21 protein-coding genes are annotated in these 22,492 nt (G+C 60.3%); 17 read left to right on the top strand and 4 right to left on the bottom strand.

What is annotated here, in order from left to right; translation table 11 throughout:
- Positions 1–3: 3 nt before the first annotated feature.
- The 8 genes from AC1RTP_RS06040 (at position 4) to AC1RTP_RS06005 (ending at position 8,836) form a co-directional block, all read left to right on the top strand.
- Positions 4–798, top strand: a complete 795-nt coding sequence (locus AC1RTP_RS06040; RefSeq protein ID WP_498605648.1) for a 3-hydroxybutyrate dehydrogenase — start codon at positions 4–6, stop codon at positions 796–798.
- Positions 799–896: 98 nt separating this feature from the next.
- Positions 897–2,216 carry a dicarboxylate/amino acid:cation symporter gene (locus tag AC1RTP_RS06035; RefSeq protein WP_498605646.1) on the top strand — a complete coding sequence of 440 codons (1,320 nt, stop codon included), beginning with the start codon at positions 897–899 and terminating at the stop codon, positions 2,214–2,216.
- Between the two features lie 162 nt (positions 2,217–2,378).
- The gene (locus AC1RTP_RS06030; RefSeq protein WP_498605644.1) at positions 2,379–2,771 is read left to right on the top strand and encodes a type IV pilin protein; all 393 of its coding nucleotides are present in this window, start codon (positions 2,379–2,381) and stop codon (positions 2,769–2,771) included.
- Between the two features lie 4 nt (positions 2,772–2,775).
- A complete protein-coding gene (locus AC1RTP_RS06025) occupies positions 2,776–3,228 on the top strand; it encodes a GspH/FimT family pseudopilin (RefSeq protein WP_498605642.1) in 453 nt (150 codons plus the stop codon).
- An 8-nt stretch (positions 3,229–3,236) separates the two neighbouring features.
- Entirely contained in the window at positions 3,237–3,797 is a 561-nt protein-coding gene (locus AC1RTP_RS06020) for a type IV pilus modification PilV family protein (RefSeq protein ID WP_498605640.1), read from the top strand.
- A gap of 11 nt (positions 3,798–3,808) precedes the next feature.
- Positions 3,809–4,897: a PilW family protein gene (locus tag AC1RTP_RS06015; RefSeq protein ID WP_498605638.1), complete on the top strand. Its 1,089-nt coding sequence runs from the start codon at positions 3,809–3,811 to the stop codon at positions 4,895–4,897.
- Complete coding sequence (locus AC1RTP_RS06010) at positions 4,894–5,466, top strand: pilus assembly PilX family protein (protein WP_498605636.1); 573 nt, start codon at positions 4,894–4,896, stop codon at positions 5,464–5,466. Before AC1RTP_RS06015 ends, AC1RTP_RS06010 begins: the two co-directional genes overlap by 4 nt.
- Positions 5,467–5,500: 34 nt before the next feature.
- The gene (locus tag AC1RTP_RS06005) at positions 5,501–8,836 is read left to right on the top strand and encodes a pilus assembly protein (RefSeq protein WP_498605635.1); all 3,336 of its coding nucleotides are present in this window, start codon (positions 5,501–5,503) and stop codon (positions 8,834–8,836) included.
- Between the two features lie 147 nt (positions 8,837–8,983).
- Here the strand turns inward: AC1RTP_RS06005 and AC1RTP_RS06000 are convergent, their stop codons facing one another.
- Together AC1RTP_RS06000 and AC1RTP_RS05995 are read right to left on the bottom strand one after the other, a co-directional pair.
- Positions 8,984–9,628: a 3-oxoacid CoA-transferase subunit B gene (locus tag AC1RTP_RS06000; protein WP_498605634.1), complete on the bottom strand. Its 645-nt coding sequence runs from the start codon at positions 9,626–9,628 to the stop codon at positions 8,984–8,986.
- Between the two features lie 12 nt (positions 9,629–9,640).
- The gene (locus AC1RTP_RS05995) at positions 9,641–10,339 is read right to left on the bottom strand and encodes a CoA transferase subunit A (RefSeq protein ID WP_498605632.1); all 699 of its coding nucleotides are present in this window, start codon (positions 10,337–10,339) and stop codon (positions 9,641–9,643) included.
- Between the two features lie 83 nt (positions 10,340–10,422).
- Between AC1RTP_RS05995 and AC1RTP_RS05990 the strand changes: the two genes are divergently transcribed.
- On the top strand, positions 10,423–10,968 hold the full coding sequence (locus AC1RTP_RS05990; protein ID WP_498605630.1) for a LuxR C-terminal-related transcriptional regulator: 546 nt from the start codon (positions 10,423–10,425) through the stop codon (positions 10,966–10,968).
- A 147-nt stretch (positions 10,969–11,115) separates the two neighbouring features.
- On the opposite strand, the gene AC1RTP_RS05985 is transcribed toward AC1RTP_RS05990, so the two are convergent.
- Positions 11,116–11,892: an SDR family oxidoreductase gene (locus AC1RTP_RS05985; protein WP_498605628.1), complete on the bottom strand. Its 777-nt coding sequence runs from the start codon at positions 11,890–11,892 to the stop codon at positions 11,116–11,118.
- A 210-nt stretch (positions 11,893–12,102) separates the two neighbouring features.
- Between AC1RTP_RS05985 and AC1RTP_RS05980 the strand changes: the two genes are divergently transcribed.
- The 6 genes from AC1RTP_RS05980 (at position 12,103) to AC1RTP_RS05955 (ending at position 18,919) form a co-directional block, all read left to right on the top strand.
- On the top strand, positions 12,103–13,719 hold the full coding sequence (locus AC1RTP_RS05980) for an electron transfer flavoprotein-ubiquinone oxidoreductase (RefSeq protein ID WP_498605839.1): 1,617 nt from the start codon (positions 12,103–12,105) through the stop codon (positions 13,717–13,719).
- A 130-nt stretch (positions 13,720–13,849) separates the two neighbouring features.
- Positions 13,850–14,743 carry a flagellin N-terminal helical domain-containing protein gene (locus AC1RTP_RS05975; protein WP_498605626.1) on the top strand — a complete coding sequence of 298 codons (894 nt, stop codon included), beginning with the start codon at positions 13,850–13,852 and terminating at the stop codon, positions 14,741–14,743.
- Between the two features lie 139 nt (positions 14,744–14,882).
- On the top strand, positions 14,883–15,776 hold the full coding sequence (locus AC1RTP_RS05970) for a flagellin N-terminal helical domain-containing protein (protein WP_498605624.1): 894 nt from the start codon (positions 14,883–14,885) through the stop codon (positions 15,774–15,776).
- Positions 15,777–15,939: 163 nt separating this feature from the next.
- Positions 15,940–16,854 carry a flagellin N-terminal helical domain-containing protein gene (locus tag AC1RTP_RS05965; RefSeq protein ID WP_498605622.1) on the top strand — a complete coding sequence of 305 codons (915 nt, stop codon included), beginning with the start codon at positions 15,940–15,942 and terminating at the stop codon, positions 16,852–16,854.
- 161 nt (positions 16,855–17,015) lie between these two features.
- On the top strand, positions 17,016–17,894 hold the full coding sequence (locus AC1RTP_RS05960) for a flagellin N-terminal helical domain-containing protein (RefSeq protein WP_498605620.1): 879 nt from the start codon (positions 17,016–17,018) through the stop codon (positions 17,892–17,894).
- Positions 17,895–17,968: 74 nt separating this feature from the next.
- The gene (locus AC1RTP_RS05955; protein WP_498605619.1) at positions 17,969–18,919 is read left to right on the top strand and encodes a hypothetical protein; all 951 of its coding nucleotides are present in this window, start codon (positions 17,969–17,971) and stop codon (positions 18,917–18,919) included.
- On the opposite strand, the gene AC1RTP_RS05950 is transcribed toward AC1RTP_RS05955, so the two are convergent.
- A complete protein-coding gene (locus tag AC1RTP_RS05950; RefSeq protein WP_498605618.1) occupies positions 18,849–19,817 on the bottom strand; it encodes a LysR family transcriptional regulator in 969 nt (322 codons plus the stop codon). The two genes, AC1RTP_RS05955 and AC1RTP_RS05950, sit on opposite strands and share 71 nt — an antisense overlap.
- Before the next feature lie 126 nt (positions 19,818–19,943).
- Between AC1RTP_RS05950 and gcl the strand changes: the two genes are divergently transcribed.
- Positions 19,944–21,686 carry a glyoxylate carboligase gene (gene gcl / locus AC1RTP_RS05945; RefSeq protein WP_498605616.1) on the top strand — a complete coding sequence of 581 codons (1,743 nt, stop codon included), beginning with the start codon at positions 19,944–19,946 and terminating at the stop codon, positions 21,684–21,686.
- Between the two features lie 12 nt (positions 21,687–21,698).
- A complete protein-coding gene (gene hyi / locus AC1RTP_RS05940) occupies positions 21,699–22,478 on the top strand; it encodes a hydroxypyruvate isomerase (RefSeq protein ID WP_498605614.1) in 780 nt (259 codons plus the stop codon).
- The last annotated feature ends 14 nt before the right edge of the window (positions 22,479–22,492 follow it).

The following is a 22,492-nucleotide window of genomic DNA, read 5'->3' as shown; positions in this document are numbered from 1 at the left end:
CAAATGGTCAGCACCACTTTGCGCGGCAAAACTGCGCTCGTCACCGGCTCCACTTCGGGCATCGGCCTGGGCATCGCGCGCAGCCTGGCCGCGGAAGGCGCCAACATCATTTTGAACGGCTTTGGCGACGCCGGCGAGATCGCCCAGCTGCAGGAATCGCTGGCCGCCGAGTTCGGCGTGCAGGCTGGCTATAACGGCGCCGACATGAGCAAGCCGGCACAGATCGAAGCGATGATGAATTACGCGGCCGACGTGTTTGGCGGCGTTGACATTCTGGTCAACAACGCCGGCATCCAGCACGTCGCCAATGTCGAGGATTTCCCGCCCGAGCGCTGGGACGCCATCATCGCCATCAACCTGACCTCCGCCTTCCACACCACGCGCCTGGCGCTGCCGCATATGAAAGCGCGCAACTGGGGCCGCATCATCAACCTCGCCTCAGTGCACGGCCTGGTGGCCTCGGCCGGCAAATCGGCTTATGTAGCGGCCAAGCACGGCCTGGTAGGCTTTACCAAGGCAACCGCCCTTGAGACGGCCAAGACGGGCATTACCTGCAACGCGATCTGCCCTGGCTGGGTATTGACTCCCCTGGTACAAAAGCAAGTCGATGCGCGAGCCGAAAAAGAAGGCTTGTCGAACGAGGCGGCCAAGGCAGCCCTGCTGGCTGAAAAGCAGCCTTCAGGCGAGTTTGTGACACCGGAAGAGTTAGGAGCGATGGCGGTATTCCTGTGCTCCGATGCAGCACGCCAGATGCGCGGCGTAGCCTGGAATATGGATGGGGGCTGGGTGGCGCAGTAGCTTTGTGGTTTTCCCTACAATACGGGAAACACACAATAGCGCGGGCACAACCCATTTGCAATGATGAGGATATTCGGAGACAAACAAGGCCCCTCATCATGGAAAAGAAACCCTTCTACAAAATTCTGTACGTACAAGTACTGTTCGCAATCTTCTGCGGCGTCATGCTCGGCATTTACCTGCCGGCGGACGCCGTGGCAATGAAGCCGCTAGGCGACGGCTTCATCAAACTGATCAAGATGATCATCGCCCCGGTCATCTTCTGTACCGTGGTGAGCGGCATCGCCGGCATGCAGGACGTTAAGAAGATCGGCCGTGTCGGCGGCAAGGCCCTGATCTACTTCGAAGTCGTTTCGACCTTCGCCCTCGTCATCGGCCTGTTCGTAGCCAATTTCATCCAGCCTGGCGCCGGCTTCAACGCCGATCCGCACACCCTGGACACCAAATCGATCGCCCAGTACACCGACAAGACCAAGTCGCTGACTACCGTCGACTTCCTGCTCAACATCATCCCGAACACCGTGTTCGACGCCTTTGCCAAGGGCGATATCCTGCAAGTGCTGCTGGTGGCCATTCTGTTCGGCTTCGCGCTGTCGCTGCTGGGTGAGCGCGGCCGTCCGGTGCACAAGCTGATCGACGAGGTGTCGCACGCCTTCTTCGGCATGGTCAACATCATCATGAAGGCCGCCCCGCTGGGTGCTTTCGGCGCTATGTCCTTTACCATTGGTAAATACGGCATCGCCTCCCTGCTGCCGCTGGCCAAGCTGATGGGTTCGTTCTACCTGACCTGCGGCCTGTTCGTGTTCGTCGTGCTGGGCCTGATCGCCAAGTACACCGGCTTCTCGATCTTCCGCTTTATTGCCTACATCAAGGAAGAGCTGCTGATCGTGCTGGGCACCTCGTCTTCGGAAAGCGCCCTGCCTTCCCTGATGCGCAAGCTGGAAAAACTGGGTGCCTCGAAACCTGTGGTTGGCCTGGTGATCCCGACTGGCTACTCCTTCAACCTGGACGGCACCAATATCTACATGACCATGGCTGCCCTGTTCGTGGCCCAGGCAACCAATACCGACCTGACCCTGATGCAGCAGCTGACGATCCTCGGCGTTGCCATGCTGACCTCGAAAGGCGCGTCCGGCATTACCGGCGCCGGCTTCATCACCCTGGCCGCCACCCTGGCCGTCGTGCCGACCATTCCAGTCGCCGGCATGGCCCTGATCCTGGGTATTGACCGCTTCATGAGCGAGTGCCGCGCCCTGACCAACTTCTGCGGTAACGGCGTTGCCGCGCTGGTGGTCGCCAAGTGGGAAGGCGAGCTCGACCATGACACCCTGCAGCGCGAACTGGCCAACCCAACGCCCCTCGCCGACCTGAGCGATTCGCTGCCGGGCGAAGATGCCCTGGCTGCTACTGCCGAATAAACAACATTTCCATACCGAAAGTCAGGCCCCATGCAAGATTGCGTGGGGCCTTTCTTTTTTTGTGGTTAGAATGTAACGAAAAGTCGCAGGGAAAAAGTTGACACACGGCAACACGCCAACTAGAATAAAGTCACTAAAAATGTATATCTACGGACGCCAGGAATGAAACTACCCAGCCACCGCGGCTTTACCCTGATGGAAGTGTTGATCGCCATTGTGATCATCGGCGTCCTGCTTTCCATCGCCATGCCCGCTTATACCAGCTACGTCCTGCGTGGCAACCGCGCAGCCGCCCAGCAGCACCTGATGGACTTGGCGCAGCGCGAAACCCAGATCCTGGCCGACGCACGCGCCTACAAGAACACGGTCGCCGGCCTGAACATGACTTCGCCGGCCACCGTGACCAAGAACTACACGATCTCGATTGTGGCCAGCGACGGTCCGCCGCCAACCTTCACCATTACCGCCACGCCTATCGTCGGCAGCAAGCAGGCCGCTGACGGCGCCCTGAGCATCGACCAGGCCGGCACCAAACTACCCGCTACCAAGTGGTGATGCCATGAAACGCCAAGCCGGCTTTAGCCTGATTGAGATCATGATCGTAATAGCCATCATGGTCGTCCTCGGTGGCATTGGCGTGCCGGCCATGCAGGAAATGGTCGTCAACCAACGCATCAAGACCACTTCCAGCGACCTGTTCGCCAGCATCCTGCGCGCCCGCAGCGAAGCGATCAAGCGCAATACGAATGTTTCGATGAATCCCACCACCGACTGGAGTACCGGCTGGACTATCCCCAGCCCGACTAACGGCGAACCAGACCTGCTCAAATTGTCGACCCGCTCCTCGATCACCGTCACGGGCCCGGCCAACGGCATCACCTTTACAGCTGCCGGCCGGCTGACTGGCGCCAGCAACGTAACATTCAATGTGAGCTCCACCAAGGGCACCCCGCGCTGCATTACCATTGACCTGGGCGGGCGTCCTAACGTGCAACCCCATTCATGCTCATAAGGCCTGCCATGCGTCACCAACACGGCATTTCTATGATTGAAGTCCTGGTCACCATGGTGATCCTCGCCTTCGGCTTGCTCGGCATTGCCGTCTTCCAGTCGAAAGCCAACCTGGGCTCGGTCGAATCCTATCAACGCGCCCAGGCTGTGATCCTGCTGGACGATATGACCGCCCGCCTGCAAGCCAATCCAGCCAACAGCGGCAGCTATGTCGTGGCCGAAGTCGGCACCGGCGACACCCAGCCAGCCGATTGCACCACTGTCGCCATCGGCGCCGCACGCGACCTCTGCGAATGGAGCAGGACCTTGAAGGGCGCGGCCGAAACCGACAGCAGCAATAACAAGGTAGGCGCCATGATCGGTGCACGTGGCTGCATCACCCAGATCCAGGCGCCCAACCCGAACGACGGCGTCTGCCTGCCCGGCATTTACCAGGTTTCCGTTGTCTGGCAAGGCTTGCATGCCACCCAGGCGCCGACCCTGACCTGCGGCCAGAACAAATTCGGCGCCGATAACTATCGCCGCCTGATTGCTGCCCAGGTCATGATTCCTCAACTGTTATGCAAATGAGGACCGCTCCCATGCCTCTGATCCACCGCCGCCAGCAAGGCTTTACCATTGTTGAACTGATGGTGGCAATCGCCGTCGGTTTGCTGATGCTGGCTGGCCTGTCGACCCTGTTTGCGGGCAATAACAACTCGCAAATGGAAATCGAGCGCGCCAACCGCCAAGTGGAAAACGGCCGCTACGCCATGCAGGTCATCTCGGGCGACCTGCGTAACGCCGGCTATTTCGGCGAATTCGACGCCACCGGCATCGTCCCTGCGACCCTGCCCGACCCCTGCTCCACCAGCATCGCCGATATCACGGCCGCCATCCCCTTGGCAGTGCAAGGCTATGACAACGTCACCGCCAGCACACTCGGCTGCTTGTCGGGCGCCGGCGTCAAGACCGGAACCGACGTGGTTGTCGTGCGCCATACACAGACCTGCGTAGTGGGCGCTGCCGATTGCGAACCGGCGTCGGCCGGCGGCCCCTTCTTCCAGGCTTCGCTGTGCAACAATAACTTTGAACTCGGCGGCGGCACCCTGGCGGGCGCCTTCCAGGTGGGCACCAGCTCGAGCGGCTTCGGCCTGCACCAGCGCAATTGCAGCTCCGACGGCACCGCCGGCACCGCTGCCGACGTGCGCCGCCTGCTGATTCATATCTACTTCATCGCTAATAACAGCGTCTCCACCGACGGGATCCCGACCCTTAAGCGTGCGGACATCGTCAGCAGCGGCACCACCGTCTCGGTCTCCATCGTGCCATTGGCTGAAGGGATCGAGAACATGCAGATCGAGTACGGGATCGAGGACCCGGCTGACGACACAGCCCCAGCCGGACCTGATGGCGTCGCCGATGTTTACACCCCCGATGTGAACGCCGCTTTCGCCTGTACTGCAGCCCCGTGCAAGCTCGCCAACTGGAGCCATGTGGTCTCGCTCAAGGTTAACCTGCTGGCGCGTACGCTGAGCCCTTCACTCACCTATACCGACAACAAGTCCTACGACCTGGGCATGAAAGCCGATGGCACGCCAAACGTGATTGCAGCAGCCAACGACAAGTACAAACGACACGTCTTCACCCAGATGGTAGGCCTGCCTAACGTGGCGGGAAGGATCAAATGATGAAATTGCACGCATTCCACCGGCAGCGTGGCATGACCCTGTTCGTGGCGCTGGTCATGCTGGTGCTGATCTCGCTGCTGGCCATGTCCACCTTCAACCTGGGCAAATCCAGCATCCAGGTGGTCAACAATATGCAAAACCGCGACCAGAGCATTGCCGCCAGCCGGCGTACCCTGGACGAGGCAATGTCCGGCAACCGCTTCTTCGATACACCGCAAGATGCGCTGGGTTCACCTTGCGGAACGGCGAACCATCGCTGTCATGACATCAATGGCGACGGCGTCAACGATATCGTGACGACCCTCACCCGGCCTGCCTGCGTCAAGATCAAGACCATCCAGACCAAGGACTTGAACCTGGCAAATAGTGAAGAAGCCGGCTGCGCCGTTGGGGTGCAACAGGGCCAGAGTGGACTGGTCGGCGCAAAGCCAGGCAATTCGCTGTGCGCCGACACCACCTGGGAAATGACGGCAGCAAGCGAAGACAGCCAGACCCAGACCAAAGTGGAAGTTGTACAGGGGGTCGGTGTGCGTATTCCACAGGCCAACGCAGAAACCAGCTGCAACTGAAGTACTAGCCCGCTTTTTATTTAGAGAGCCAGCCATGCAAAAAAAGCTAATCACCACCCTGGTAGCAACCAGCATCGGTGCATGCGCCACCCTTCTGTCGTTCCCGGCTGGTGCTGACGACATCGACATCTTTACCGGCGCCTCTGCCGGTACCAAAGGCAACCCAAACATCCTGATCGTGCTGGACAACACGTCCAACTGGTCGCGCCAGGCGCAGCAATGGCCGGGCGGCCTGACCCAGGGCCAATCGGAAGTGCGGGCAATCAAGCAGGCACTGGGCGAACTTGATGACACCGTCAATGTCGGCCTGATGGAGTTTGTCACCGGCGGTAATGCCAACGACAACGGCGGCTATGTGCGCTTTGCCATCCGCCCAATGAACAACGCGAACAAGGGCTTGCTGGGCACCCAGCTGGACCGCATCGACAACAACATCAACTCGCCGTCCGAAAAGCGCAACTCGGGCACCATGTACGGCAACCTGATGTACGACATATACAACTACTTCGGCGGTTTCGGCAGTTACTCGCCGGCCGCAACCGGGGGCAGTTATGGCCCCGATCCTGCCGCGTATTCCCAACAGTGGGGAACTTTCAAGTCGCCGCTGAACGTACTCAATAGCTGCGCCAACACCGTCGTGGTCTTCGTCACCAACCCCGACCAGAGCGGCCCAACCACGGATAGCGGCGCGAATACAACCACGCTGAGCACCCTGGGCGGCAATACCGCGCAGCTGAAACTGCCTAACTTCACCTCGCAAACCGTCGACGTGAAGACCACGCTTGGCCAGACCAACCTGTGCTATGCAACGCCGACCGCAGCCGCGACCGAGCTTGGCGTCGCCCCCTGGACCACCGCCTGCACGCCGTACAGCAAAGGCTGCTCCATTGGATCGCCGCTGAACGACGGCAGCAAGGTTTGCCCGGCCGGCCAGGCTTCGTATGCGATCATCGGCACCAACGCCGAGACCACCAACGTCATCGCCACCACCGGCGAACGCAACGATACCAACCCCTACAACGCCGACGAATGGGCGCGCTTCATGCACGACAAAGGCGTGCCGATCGCCAACACGACGCTGATGTCCAACGTCACGTTCTACACCATCGACGTTTATAACAAACAGCAAAATACCGACCACACTGCCCTGATGCTGAGCATGGCGCGTGCGAGCGGCGGTAAATATTTCGCGGCCAAGAGCCAGCAAGCGATCTTCGAGGCGCTGAAGCAGATCATTGGCGAAATCCAGGCGGTCAACTCGACCTTTGCATCGACCTCGCTGCCTGTGAACTCGACCAACCGGTCGCAAAATGAAAACCAAGTGTTCATCGGCATGTTCCGTCCCGATCCGAACGCCAAGCCACGCTGGTTCGGTAACCTGAAGCGCTACAAGCTGATTGCCCAGGGTTCCGACGTCAAGCTGGGCGACAACCGCAATCCATCGCAACTGGCAGTCAACGACAACACCGGCTTCATCACCGATTGCGCCGTCAGCTACTGGACCAGCGACAACGGCGCGTACTGGAAAAACCTTGGTATCGACCCCGACCCGGCCGGCAAATGCTCGGGGCAGGATCCTTATTCCGACTCGCCTGACGGCCCGCTGGTGGAAAAAGGCGCGGTGGCGCAAGTACTGCGTAACGGTAACAATCCGCCGACCACCAGCGCCAACCCGACTTATGCCGTGAACCGTACGATTTACACCCGTACTCCGACCGGTTCGGCCCTGGTCGATTTCAACACCACCAATAGCGGCCTGGCAAGCGACCTGGTCAACTACATCAAGGGCGCCGACGTCAATAACGAGCGCCCTGCTGGCGGCCCAACCCTGACCCGCCCATCGATCCACGGCGACGTGATCCACTCGCGTCCACTGCCACTGAACTATGGCGAGTCCCGTGGCGGTGTGTTCGTGTTCTACGGCGCCAACGACGGCTACTTCCGCGCCGTGGAAGCGGAAACCGGCAAAGAGCGCTGGGCCTTCATTGCACCGGAATTCTTCAGCCGCCTGTCGCGCCTGAAAGACCAGACCCCGCTGGTGAACTACCCTAACCTGTCCGGTCCCGGCGACGTGTCGGCAACCGGTACCCAGAAGGACTACTTCTTCGACGGTTCGACCGGCTTCTTCCAGAACGCGGACAGCTCGCGCGTCTGGGTCTTCCCATCGATGCGCCGCGGCGGTCGTATGCTGTACGGCCTGGACGTCAGCGACATGAACCATCCTTCGCTGATGTGGTCGGCCGGTTGCCCGAACCTGAACAACGACACCGGTTGCACCTCCGGCATGTCCGGCATCGGCCAAACCTGGTCCACACCGGCAGTCGCCTTCGTCAAGGGCTACTCGGAAACCGTTCCGGTTGTGATCGTGGGCGGCGGCTATGACAACTGCGAAGACGAGAACAAGGGCGCCCCAACCTGCACCACCGGCAAAGGCGGCTTCGTGTACGTGCTGAATGCAAGCACCGGCGCCCTGCTGGCGAGCTTCCCGACCCGCCGCAGCGTAGCGGCCGACGTCTCGGTAATCGACGTCGACGGCGACGGCATGATCGACTACGCCTATGCGGCTGACCTCGGCGGCAACGTCTACCGTATCGACTTCGTGAGCGGCCCACCGCCAGCCAATGGCGTGACCACCCCGCTGGCACAGGCTTCGTGGGCAATGTACCGCGTGGCTTACACCAACCAGACGACCAGCCCACGCAAATTCATGTTTGGCCCGGCCGTGCTGTACAACAAAGGCTCGGTCTACCTGGCACTGGGCAGCGGCGACCGCGAACACCCGCTCGGCTGGCAGTATCCTTACTCTTCGGTGCGTAACCGCTTCTACGTGGCGCTGGACAATCTGAACAACAAGCCGGTGACCGACGCCACCAGCCTGAACCTGGATACAGCGCTGACCGACAGCTCCGACCCGACCGACTGCAACTCGCCAAAGACCCTGCCAAACGGCAGCAGCAAAGGTTGGTACATGCAGCTGGGCGTGGGGGAACAGGTCGTGACCTCCGCCTTGATCGCAGGCGGCGCTGTGACCTTCTCCACCAACCGACCAATCGTTGGCGAAGAAGCATCGTGCGCCACCTCCCTGGGTGAAGCACGCGGCTACATGGTCAACCTGTTCAACGCCTCCGGCACCCTGGGCGTGGATGGCATCTGCGGCGGCAACCGCTCCTCCGTCTTTGCCGGCGGCGGCCTGCCCCCATCGCCAGTGCTGGCAACCGCCGTACCGATCCAGCTGAACGACGGCACCGTGGTACGCCGCGACATCGAAATCGGCAGCCCGAAATCGAAATCGCCGATCGACTCCAGCAAAGTCGGCCCGCTGATCAAGTCCGAACGCAAGCGTAAATACACCTACGTCAAAGGCCAGTAAGCCCGGCCAGCAAGGAACAAAAGAAAGGGGACGCCGCGGCGTCCCCTTCTTCTTTGAAAGTCGGGGTCAGGTCGAGCAAACGGACACGGGCTCATGCGCTGCGCGCATGAGCCCGTGTCCGTTTGCTCGACCTGACCCCGACTTTAATTATGCAAACGACAGTTCCACGCCGGAGGCGGCGGTGATTTCTTCGCGGGTGACGCCTGGCGCCAGTTCGGTGACTTTGACGCCGGTCGCAGTGATTTCCATCACGCCGAGGTCGCTAATGATCATGTCCACCACGCCGACGCCGGTCAGCGGCAGGTCGCATTTCTTCAGCAGCTTATGGGAGGTCGAGCCGTCTTTGGCGGTGGCGACGTGCTCCATCAGCACCACCACTTTCTTGACGCCGGCGACCAGGTCCATCGCGCCGCCCATGCCCTTCACCATTTTGCCTGGGATCATCCAGTTGGCCAGGTCGCCCTTTTCCGATACCTGCATCGCGCCCAGGATCGCCAGGTTAATCTTGCCGCCGCGGATCATGGCGAACGAGTCAGCCGAGCTGAAGTAGGCTGCGCCCGGCAGTGCGGTCACAGTTTGCTTGCCGGCGTTGATCAGGTCAGCGTCCACTTCCGCTTCGGTCGGGAATGGGCCGATGCCCAGCAAACCGTTTTCCGACTGCAGGAACACTTCCATGTGTTGCGGTACGTAGTTCGCGACCAGGGTCGGCAGGCCGATGCCCAGGTTTACGTAGAAGCCGTCTTGCAGCTCTTTTGCCGCGCGTGCGGCCATTTCATCACGAGTCCATGCCATGTTGTCTTCTCCTTAGTTGGCACGCACGGTGCGCTGTTCGATGCGTTTTTCCGGGGTGGCGTTGAGCACGATGCGGTGCACGTAGATGCCCGGCAGGTGCACGGCGTCCGGATCGATGGCGCCGACTTCGACGATCTCTTCCACTTCCACGACGCAGACCTTGCCCGCGGCGGCCACGTTCGGGTTGAAGTTGCGCGAGGTCTTGCGGAAGACCAGGTTGCCCGATTTGTCGGCCTTCCAGGCTTTAACCAGGGAGACGTCGGCGACCAGGGAGCGTTCCATCACGTATTGCTCGCCGTCGAATTCACGGATTTCCTTGCCGTCGGCGACGATGGTGCCAACGCCGGTTTTGGTGAAGAAGGCTGGGATGCCTGCACCGCCGGCGCGCAGCTTTTCAGCCAGTGTGCCTTGCGGGGTGAATTCCAGTTCCAGTTCGCTGGCCAGGAACTGGCGTGCGAATTCCTTGTTCTCGCCCACGTAGGAGGAGATCATTTTCTTGATCTGGCGGGTTTCCAGCAGCTGGCCCAGGCCGAAGCCGTCCACGCCTGCGTTATTGGAAATGGCGGTCAGGCCGGTGGCGCCGGTATCGCGCAGGGCGGCGATCAGGGCTTCCGGTATGCCGCACAGGCCGAAACCGCCAACGGCGATCGTCTGGCCGTCGGCCACGATGCCGGCCAGGGCGGCCTTGGCATCCGGGTAAATTTTATTCATTATGTCTCCTTGCTTGAATGGCCAGATTGGCGTTTGAGGATAGAATACGCCCGCGCAAACTTCAATACCGTAGAACTACCGCAATGTCGATCAATTACGAGTCCATCTTCAAATTTGCCCCGGTTGGCATGTGCGTTTCCGATAACCGCGTGATCCAGGCCAGCAATGATGCGCTGGCGGCCATGTTCGGCTATCAGGCGGCGGAGCTGGATGGGCAATCCTTTCAGGTGTTGTATCCGACCCAGGATGAGTATTTGCGCACTGGTGACCGGATTATCCCGATCATGAATGCGCGCGGGCGCTATTCGGATGAACGGATTATGCGCCGCGCTAGCGGGGAATTGTTCTGGTGCCATGTGACCGGGCGGGCGCTGGACCCATCGCAGCCTTTAGGCGCGGGCATCTGGACGTTTGAGGATGTGTCGGAGCAAAGGCCGGTGTCGGCTGCCCTGACCCCGCGTGAGCGCGAGATTGCTGCGCTGCTGGTAGAGGGCAAGACCAGCAAGATGATTGCGCGCGATGCGGGACTGTCGCCTCGCACGGTGGAAATGCATCGGGCCAGCCTGATGCGGAAGTTCGGCGCCTCGACGGCGACCGAGCTGGTACATAAGCTGGCTGGGGCGCGCTAAAACCGCCAGACCCGGAAAACCAGGGTACGACCCAAGGGGCGGACCCCGTCGGCGCGACTGCAAAGGGTTTCGGTTGTGCGCTCTTGATCTTCGCAATAAGTCAAAGACCTAGAACCAGCCCCGCGGTCTTGAGACTGTTAAGGGGTTTCAGCCAGCCATCATGCCGTCGTCGGCAGAAATAATGGCGCCATTGATGAAATGCGCCTCATCGCCCGCCAGCAGCAACAGCAGGCCATCCAGATCCTCCGGCTTCCCTGCCCGCTTGCGCGGCAGCATATCGATCAATCGCTTGCCCTGCTCGCTGGCGAAATAGTCCTCATTGATCTCGGTCTCGATGTAGCCAGGGCAGATCGCATTGGTGTTGATCCCATACTTGCCCCACTCCACCGCCATGGCCTTGGTCATCTGCACCACGCCCGCCTTGCTCATGCAATACACGCCAATCTGCGGCAGCACCCGCAATCCCGCCACCGAGGCGATATTGATAATGCGGTGCTGCTTGCGGGGATCGCCCTTGGCCCGCGCCACCATGCGCTTTGCGGTCTCTTGCGCCACAAAAAACGCGCCGCGCAGGTTGCAATCCATAACAAAATCATAATCTTCCGGCGAAACGTCGAGCAAACGTTGCGTCATAGACACACCGGAATTATTGACCAGAATATCAATCGGACCCGCCTCGGTCTCGGCATGGGCGATCGCGGATTTGATACTGGCAAAGTCGGTCACGTCCAGCGTGACCACATGGGCGGCGCCGCCGTCGGCTTCGATTTCGGCGCGCAATTCCTTCAGGCGTTCGATCCGGCGCGAGGCCAGTACCACCTGGCATCCGGCCTTGGCCAGCACCTTGGCGAAACGGGCGCCAAGCCCGCTGGAAGCGCCCGTGATCAGGGCGATTTTGCCCTCAAAATTTACTTCAATCCCCACCGGCTACTCCTTTTGATTCTGTTCCGCCATGATGACACAAAAAACCTCCTTATTAGATTGCCACGTCTAATATTAGCCCTCACAATGGCGCCACCGTTGCATTACCAAGGGAAAAAGAGCACACTCGTTCTATTTCCAGCACGAATTTTTCCATCATTCTTATAAAAAATTATGAGCAACCTTGTAGAACAGTACGGCCCACGCGAGGCAATGGAGTACGACGTTGTGATCGTTGGCGGCGGCCCTGCTGGCCTGGCGGCAGCGATCAAGATTAAACAGCTGAATGCGGATACCTCCGTGGTCGTGCTGGAAAAAGGCGGTGAGCTGGGCGCCCACATCCTGTCCGGCGCCGTGATGGACCCGAAAGCCATTACCGAGCTGATCCCTAATTGGAAAGAGCTGGGCGCGCCGCTGAACACCGAAGTCACCGAAGACCGTGTGCTCTTCCTGACCGAGACCAAGGCTTACAAGACCCCGAACATGCTGCTGCCGAAGTGCTTCGAGAACCACGGCAACTACGTGATCTCGTTGGGCAATGTGGTGCGCTGGCTGGGCCAGCAGGCTGAAGCCCTGGGCGTGGAAATCTTCCCTGGCTTTACCGGCGCCGAAATCCTGTACAACGACGATGGTTCGGTCAAAGGCGTTGCGACCGGCAATATGGGCGTGAAGCGCGATGGCGAACCAGGCCCTGACTTCCAGCTGGGCATGGAATTGCACGGTAAGTACACCCTGTTCGCCGAAGGTGCGCGCGGCCACCTGGGCAAGCAGCTCATGGCCAAGTACAACCTGAACAAAGACAAAGATCCGCAGTCCTACGGCATCGGCATCAAGGAACTGTGGGAAATCGACCCGTCCAAGCACAAGCCTGGCCTGGTGATCCACACCACCGGCTGGCCGCTGGACACCAAGACCTACGGCGGTTCCTTCCTGTACCACATGGAAAACAACCAGGTCATGGTTGGCTACGTCGTGGGCCTGGACTACGAGAACCCGTACCTGTCCCCATACGAAGAATTCCAGCGCTACAAGACCCACCCGGAAATCCGCACCTTCTTCGAAGGCGCCAAGCGCATTTCCTACGGCGCGCGCGCGATCACCGCGGGCGGCCTGCAATCGCTGCCTAAGCTGGTATTCCCGGGCGGCGCACTGATCGGCTGCGACGCTGGTTTCCTGAATATGAGCCGCATCAAGGGTTCCCACGCTGCGATCAAGTCCGGCATGCTGGCTGCTGAAGCTGTCGTGGCAGCGCTGGGCGCCGGCCGTACCGGCGACGAACTGGCCGCTTATCCAGAAGCGTTCGAGAAGTCCTGGCTGCACGAAGAACTGCATGTGGCGCGTAACGTTAAGCCATGGCTGAAGAAGGGCCTGTACCTGGGCTCCCTGATGACCGGCATCGACCAGATCGTCTTCCGCGGTAAAGCACCTTGGACCCTGCATCACTCGACCCCGGACCACGCCTGCCTGCGCCCTGCTTCGGACTTCACCCCGATCACCTATCCTAAGCCGGATGGCAAGCTGACCTTCGATCGCCTGTCCTCGGTCTTCATCTCGAACACCAACCACGCGGAAGACCAGCCTATCCACCTGACGCTGAAAGATGATTCGGTGCCAGTGAACGTCAACCTTGCCAAATATGCAGGTCCGGAATCGCGTTACTGCCCGGCCGGCGTGTATGAATTCGTCAAGACCGACGAAGGCCAGGACCGCCTGCAGATCAACGCGCAGAATTGCGTGCATTGCAAGACCTGCGATATCAAGGACCCGACCCAGAACATCGTCTGGATCACGCCGGAAGGCGGCGGCGGTCCGAACTATCCAAATATGTAAGTAACAAGGGAGCTTCGGCTCCCTTTATTATTTCCACTCGGCATTTAATGCGCCTGCCCCTGCGGTCGTCTTGTACTTCTGAGAGCGCGCAAATCGCTCCTCGACTTGAACCACTTACCAGGAGCTTGCAATGCTGAGCCTTCACACCAACGCAGCGGCCCTGTCCGCGCAAAATTCGATTTCGCGGACCCAGTCCTCGCTGTCGACTTCGATGACCCGCCTGAGCACCGGCTTCCGTATCAACTCGGCAATGGATGACGCTGCCGGCCTGCAGATCGCCACCCGCCTGAAGACGCAGACCAGCGGCATGGGCGTTGCCATGCGCAACACCCAGAACTCGATCTCCCTGATGCAGACCGCAGAAGGCGCGCTGGACGAGACGTCCAACATCCTGAACCGCATGAAGGACCTGGCAACCCAGGCAGCCGATGGCTCGTCCACCGCCGCCGACCAGACCGCGATGCAAAAAGAATACGACTCGCTGACCGACGAACTGTCGAACATCTTCACCAACACCAAGTTCGGCGGCACTGCGCTGCTGAATTCCGCCAGCGGTAAGATGATTGCGCCGATTACCTTCCAGATTGGCGCAAGCTCCGGCGAGACCCTGTCGGCCGACTTCAGCGCCGAACTGGGCACCACCGGCGGCGGTACCGGCGCCGCTGGCAAGATCAAGCTGGCCGCCGCTGGCTTCACCGACGCCGGTGCCGGCGCAGCTGGCGGTACCGAACTGACTGCAGCGGGCGCTGCCAACCTGACCATCGACAAGCTGTCCACCGCCATCGATGCCGTCGGCGCACTGCGTTCGAAGCTGGGCGCCGTGTCGAACCGCCTGGACCACGTTTATAACAACCTGTCCAATATCTCGACCAATACCAAGAATGCAACCGGCCGCATCATGGACGTGGACTTCGCTTCCGAATCCGCCACCATGACTTCGTCGCAAATGCTGCTGCAAGCCGGCACCGCGATGCTGAAGCAGTCCAACAGCCAGTCTTCGCTGGTGCTGTCCCTGCTGCAGTAATTCCGCAGTTTGCTTGGCAAAAAGCCAACCGTTCGCGGTTGGCTTTTTTATTCAAAAATTTTTCCACTCGGCATTTAATGCTTTGCGCCGGGTGGTCGCCTTGTACTTTTGAACGCAATCAACAACCCCAGGAGTTAGCATGCTGAGCCTTCACACCAACGCAGCGGCGCTTTCCGCGCAAAACTCGATTTCCCGCACCCAGTCTTCGCTGTCGACTTCGATGACCCGCCTGAGCACAGGCTTCCGTATCAACTCGGCAATGGACGACGCGGCAGGCCTGCAGATCGCCACCCGCCTGAAGACCCAGACCAGCGGCATGAACGTTGCCATGCGCAACACCCAGAATTCGATCTCCCTGATGCAGACCTCGGAAGGTGCGCTGGACGAGACCAGCAACATCCTGAACCGCATGAAGGACCTGGCGACCCAGGCAGCCGACGGTTCTTCCACCCCTGCTGACCAGACCGCAATGCAGAAGGAATATGACTCGCTGACCGACGAACTGAGCAACATTTTCAACAACACCAAGTTCGGCGGCACCACCCTGCTGCAGAACCTGGCCACCGGCGCCAGCCCAGGCAAGCTGTCCTCCGCGATCACCTTCCAGATTGGCGCCAGCTCCGGCGAGAAGCTGACCGCAGACTTCACGGCTGAACTGACCAACGCCTCCGCCAAGATCCTGGCCGCGTCGGTGGGCTTCAAGGACGACGGCACCGCCGGCGCCGCGGCTGGTGTCGAAATCAGCACCTCCGCTGCCGCTAACGGCGCCATCGACAAACTGGCGACCGCCATCGACGCCGTGGGCGCGCTGCGCTCCAAGCTGGGCGCCGTATCGAACCGCCTGGACCACGTCTACAACAACCTGTCCAATATCTCGACCAACACCAAGAACGCCACCGGCCGCATCATGGACGTGGACTTCGCTAACGAATCCGCGCAAATGACCTCCTCGCAAATGCTGCTGCAAGCCGGCACCGCAATGCTGAAGCAATCGAACAGCCAGTCCTCGCTGGTCATGTCCCTGCTGCAGTAATTCCTGGGCCTGCACAGCAAAAAGCCAACCGTTCGCGGTTGGCTTTTTTTTTCAAAAAATTCCTGTCCAGCACTTAATGAGTTTGCCGTTGCGGTCGCCTTGAACTCATGAGAGCGCAGAAAAGACTCGCTGCTCGAATTGAACTAATAACCCAGGAGTTAGCATGCTGAGCCTTCACACCAATGCAGCGGCCCTTTCCGCGCAAAACTCGATTTCCCGCACGCAGTCCTCCTTGTCGACCTCGATGACCCGCCTGAGCACCGGCTTCCGCATCAATTCGGCAATGGATGACGCTGCCGGCCTGCAGATCGCCACCCGTCTTAAAACCCAGAGCAGCGGCATGAACGTTGCCATGCGCAACACCCAGAATTCGATCTCGCTGATGCAGACTTCGGAAGGCGCGCTGGATGAGACCACCAACATCTTGAACCGCATGAAGGACCTGGCCACCCAGGCTGCCGATGGTTCGTCGACCGCCGCCGACCAGACCGCCATGCAGAAGGAGTTCAACTCCCTGAGCGATGAGCTGTCGAACATCTTCAACAACACCAAGTTCGGAGGCACCAGCCTGCTGCAAAAGGCAGCTGGTACCAGCCCAGGCAAACTGTCCGCCGCCATCACCTTCCAGATCGGCGCGAGCTCCGGCGAGAAGCTGAGCGCCAACTTCACCGCTGAGCTGGGAACGGCCTCCGCTGACATCAAACTGGCCGCTACCGGCTTCGTTGATCTGGGCGTCGCAGGTGCCGCCAACGGCAACGAAATCAGCGACGTCGGCGGTGTTGCCTCCGTCGGTTCCACCAACGCCAACGCCACCATCGACAAGCTGGCCACCGCGATTGACTCGGTCGGCGCGCTGCGTTCGAAACTGGGCGCCGTGTCGAACCGCCTGGACCACGTGTACAACAACCTGTCCAATATTTCGACCAACACCAAGAACGCAACCGGCCGCATCATGGACGTGGACTTTGCTTCCGAATCCGCGCAAATGACCTCGTCGCAGATGCTGCTGCAAGCGGGCACTGCCATGCTGAAGCAGTCGAACAGCCAGTCTTCCCTGGTCATGTCCCTGCTGCAGTAATCCAGTCGCTTCGCCACGAAAGCCAACCGTACGCGGTTGGCTTTTTTTATTTAGAAATTTCCACAGAGCATTTAATGTCCTGCGCCGGGCAGTCGCCTTGTAATGGTGAGAGCGCAGAAAACACCTCGCTGCTCAATTGAACCAACCACCCAGGAGCTAGCATGCTGAGCCTTCACACCAACGCAGCGGCGCTGTCCGCGCAAAACTCGATTTCCCGCACGCAGACTTCGCTGTCGACGTCGATGACCCGCCTGAGCACCGGCTTCCGCATCAACTCGGCAATGGACGACGCTGCAGGCCTGCAGATCGCCACCCGTCTGAAAACCCAGACCAGCGGCATGGGCGTTGCAATGCGCAACACCCAAAACTCGGTTTCCCTGATGCAGACCGCCGAAGGCGCGCTGGAAGAGACCACCAATATCCTGAACCGCATGAAGGACCTGGCGACCCAGGCTGCCGATGGCTCGTCCACCGCCGCCGACCAGACCGCGATGCAAAAGGAATTTGACTCGCTGACCGACGAACTGTCGAACATCTTCGGCAACACCAAGTTCGGCGGCACTTCGCTGATCGCCACCGGCGGCAAGATGACCGCTGCCCTGACCTTCCAGATTGGCGCCAGCTCCGGCGAAAAACTGTCGGTGAACTTCAACACCGAACTGTCCACCGCTGTGACCGACATCACCGCTGCAACCGGTGGCGCCGGTACCTTCAGCCAGGCGGGTACCGCAATGGTTGCACCAGGTACCCAGCTGACCGCCAGCGCCAATGCTGCGATCGACCAGTTGGCCACCGCTATTGACTCCGTTGGCGCGCTGCGCTCCAAGCTGGGTGCTGTGTCGAACCGCCTGGACCACGTCTACAACAACCTGGCCAATATTTCGACCAACACCAAGAACGCCAGCGGCCGCATCATGGACGTGGACTTCGCTTCCGAATCCGCCACCATGACCTCGTCGCAGATGCTGCTGCAAGCCGGCACCGCCATGCTGAAGCAGTCCAACAGCCAGTCTTCCCTGGTCCTGTCCCTGCTGCAGTAATTTCGCAGCTTGCCTGAGAAAGCCAACCGTACGCGGTTGGCTTTTTCGATATCGCCGTATTACTATCAGTTTTTATGGCACTCGATCGCGTTACACCATCCAATCCGGCACTGAGCGTGCACGATCGCCAGGTTCGCGAGACGCCTGGCCTGGTCAATGCCCAGCCGGTTCCTCCCGTTGCCCAGCCACCGGGCGACGCGCCCGAGTTCGCGCTGCAGAGCGGCTTGCCGTCCTCCGTGGGCGCCTTGATCGATTCGATGGAGGGCGCCGCGCAGCAAGGCTTGGCGAGCAAGGCAGCCGCTTCTTCGGTTGCCGCCGCCAGCGCGATGCTGGCGCAGGAAACGCTGTCGATGCAGCCCAACCAGCTTTTCTCCTTGCGCCAGTTGGTCTGGCACAACCCCGACACCAATCAATTGGCCGCTTCCTGGCAAGTGATGGTGCGCACCTATGGCGAGCAGCGCGCCGCCCTGATGCAGCAACATGAAGGCCGACACGTTCCGGCCAGCCTGTTCATGGCCGATCCGCCGCCGCAGATGCAGCGCGCGAATCACGGCCTGGTGTCGGAGCTGGATGCCTGGCGTTTCGCCGTCTACGCCTGGGGCGCAGAGAAGCTGACGCTGCGCGTAATCGCGCGCGATCCCGGCCAGGAAGAAGGCCCGGACCAGCGCCGCCGCCGTCCGCGCGTAGCACTGCGCCTTGAACTCAATTTGCTGGACGTCGGCAAAGTGTCGGTGCAAATGGAGCCTGCGGAAGGCGGCATCGTGCTGGAAATCGCAGCCCAGTCTAACGACGGCGTGCAGCGCATGCGCGCCCTGTTGCCGCAGCTTGCCACCATCATTGCCGGCTGCGGCTTGCAGATCGTGCGCGCCCGCCTGATGCGCGAACTGTCGCCGCTCACTTCCTTCGAAAACGACCCGTCGCGGGCGCAGGTTTCGCTGCTGACCGCCGCCGTCTTTAAGGCGATGGCGGAAGTTGCAGTGTTCCTGTCGCAGCCGCGTTTGCCGGACGCTGCGCAATCGGCTTAGTCCAGTAACCCGGCTCCGCATAAATCGCTTTCAGTTCGTCGATGAAGAAGCGGATTTTTGCCGGCAAGTGGCGCTGCTGCAGGTAAACCGCCATGATGTCGTAATCGGGCAGCGCAAAATCATCGAGCACCGTAATCAGGCTGCCCTCCGCCAGCTGCGCCTGGATCTCCCACGTCGAACGCCACGCTAATCCAAGGCTCTCGCACGCCCAGCGGTGCAGTAACTCACCGTCGTTGCAGTCCAGATTTCCCTGCACCCTTACCGTGACTGGCTTGCCGCCCTGCTGGAAATACCAGCCGCGCTGCTGTCCGCCTTGAAGGTTGAACGCCAGGCAGTTGTGTTGTGCCAGGTCGTCCAGCGTGCGCGGAATGCCGTTACGTTCGAAGTATTCCGGTGTGCCGCATACAACACGTCGGTTCTTTGCGAGGCGCACTGCAACGAAACTGGGGTCGATCACACCGCCGATACGGATGCCAAGGTCATAGCCTTCGCGCACGAGGTCGATCACCTGGTCGGTCAGGTTGAAGGACAGCTGCACCTCCGGATTGGCGGCCAAAAAGCCTGGTGCGTGCGGTGCAACATGCTGGCGCCCAAACGAGGCCGGCGCGGACACGATCAGGTGGCCCGTCGCCTTGTGCTTACCCTCCGAAACATTGCGCTCGGCGATATCCATATCAGAGAGCAGCTTGCGGCAATCCTCCAAGAACACATTGCCCTGCTCGGTCAGCGTCTGGTGGCGCGTTGTGCGGTGCATCAGTTTCACGCCCAAACGTTTCTCCAGCGCATCAATTCGCCGTCCAAGCATGACCGGCGTGATGTTCTGTTCCAGCGCCGCGCGGGCCAGGCTGCCCTTCTCGACGACGGCCACAAAGGCCTCGATTTGCTTCAATTTATCCATGTCTTTGATTATTCCATACCCAAGGTATCGAATGAAACGATTTTTTGTCGTCTTATCAGGGGAGCGCTTCGCCGATAGCATACAAAACATCAACAACACACTTTGTATGCACATCAGGAGATCACCATGGCAAAAATGACGGCAGCTGAAGCAGCTGTTCACGTACTGCAGAAGGAAGGTATTTCGGTCGCGTTCGGCGTGCCGGGCGCCGCCATCAACCCGCTGTACGCTGCGCTGAAAAAGAACGGCAAGATCAAGCACATCCTGGGCCGCCACGTTGAAGGGGCTTCCCACATGGCTGAAGGCTACACCCGTGCCGCCCCAGGCAATATCGGCGTCTGCATCGGCACTTCCGGTCCTGCCGGCACCGACATGATCACCGGCCTGTATTCGGCACAAGCTGACTCGATCCCTATCCTGTGCATTACCGGCCAGGCGCCGCGCGCCCGCCTGCACAAAGAAGATTTCCAGGCCGTGGATATTTCGTCCATCGCCAAACCGGTCACCAAGATGGCGACCACGGTTCTGGAACCGGCCCAGGTGCCGCGCGTGTTCCAGCAAGCCTTCCACCTGATGCGCTCCGGCCGCCCAGGTCCGGTCCTGATCGACCTGCCATTCGACGTGATGATGGCGCAGATCGAGTTCGATCCGGAGACCTACACCCCGCTGGAAGCCTTCAAGCCGCGCGCCTCCCGCGCCCAGGTTGAGAAAGCGCTGGAAATGATGATGGACGCGGAATACCCGCTGATCACCGCCGGCGGCGGCATCATCAACGCCAATGCATCGGCCCTGCTGCAGGAATTCGCCGAAATCGTCAACGTGCCGGTGATCCCTACCCTGATGGGCTGGGGCACCATCCCTGACGACCACCCGCTGATGGCGGGCATGGCAGGCCTGCAAACCAGCCACCGCTACGGCAACGCCACCGTGCTGGCATCGGACTTCATCATCGGCATCGGTAACCGCTGGGCGAACCGCCACACCGGCTCCGTCGACGTGTTCACCGAAGGCCGTAAGTTCGTGCACGTGGATATCGAACCAACCCAGATCGGCCGCGTGTTCGGCCCGGACCTGGGCATCGTCTCCGACGCAGGCTATGCGCTGGAACTGTTCATCGAAGTGGCCAAGGAATGGAAAGCCGCCGGCAAGCTGCGCGACCGCAGCGGCTGGGTCGCCCAGTGCCAGAACCGCAAGCGCACCATGCTGCGCAAGACCGACTACGACAATGTCCCGGTCAAGCCGCTGCGCGTGTACGAGGAAATGAACAAGTACTTCGGCCGCAACACCCGCTATGTGTCCGCGATTGGTTTGTCGCAGATCGCTGCCGCGCAGTTCCTGCACGTCTACCAGCCGCGCAACTGGATCAACTGCGGCCAGGCAGGCCCGCTGGGCTGGACCATCCCTGCCGCGCTGGGTGTACGTGCCTCCGATCCTACCACCGACATCGTGGCGATTTCGGGCGACTACGACTTCCAGTTCCTGATCGAAGAATTGGCCGTGGGCGCGCAATTCAAGCTGCCTTATATCCACGTGCTGGTGAATAACTCCTACTTGGGCCTGATCCGCCAGTCGCAACGCGGCTTCGACATGGACTTCTGCGTACAGCTGTCCTTCGAAAACGTGAATGCGCCGGAACTGAATGGCTACGGCGTGGACCACGTCGCTGTCGTGGAAGGCCTAGGCTGCAAGGCGATCCGTGTGCACAAGCCGGACGACATCATCCCCGCTTTCGAACAAGCCCGCGAGCTGATGGCCAAGTACAGCGTGCCGGTCGTGGTGGAAGTGATCCTGGAGCGCGTGACCAATATCGCCATGGGCACCGAGATCAACGCCATCAACGAATTCAACGACATCATCGACGTCGCTTAAGAGGGAACTGCAATGCCAAAATACGCTGCCAACCTGACCATGCTGTTCAACGAGCAGCCTTTCCTGGAACGCTTCGGCGCCGCTGCGCGCAACGGCTTCAAGGGTGTGGAGTTCCTGTTCCCGTACGAATTCGAACCGCAACAGATTCACGAGCAACTGGAACAGCACAAGCTGGAGATGGTGCTGCACAACCTCCCGGCCGGTAACTGGGCCGGCGGCGAGCGAGGCATCGCCTGCCACCCGAACCGCGTCGGCGAGTTCGAACAAGGCGTGGAAACCGCACTGGCCTACGCCAGCGTGCTCGGCACCCAGCGCATCAACTGCCTGGTCGGCATCAAGCCGCAAGGCGTAGCCGATGCCGATGCCCGCGCTGTCCTGGTGAGCAACCTGAAATTCGCGGCCAACGCCTTGAAGAAAGCCGGCATCCCGCTGCTGATCGAGCCGATCAACACTTTCGATATTCCGGGCTTCTTCCTGTCGGGCACCCGCCAGGGCCTGGACCTGATTGAATCGGTGGGTTCGGACAACTTGTTCCTGCAGTACGACATCTACCACATGCAGCGCATGGAAGGCGAACTGGCGAACACGATCAAGAACCACCTATCCGTGATCAAGCACGTGCAGCTGGCCGACAACCCGGGCCGTTTCGAACCGGGTACCGGCGAAATCAATTACCGCTACCTGCTCAGCTTCCTCGACGAAATCGGTTACGACGGTTGGGTGGGCTGCGAATACAAACCAAAGGCCGGCACCGAAGCTGGCTTGGGATGGCGCCAGGTTTCGGCTGCCTGAATAACACATAGAGG

The sequence above is a fragment of the Pseudoduganella sp. GW821-FHT11H04 genome (genome assembly GCF_058807935.1).
This window is presented reverse-complemented; position numbering and strand designations above follow the sequence as displayed.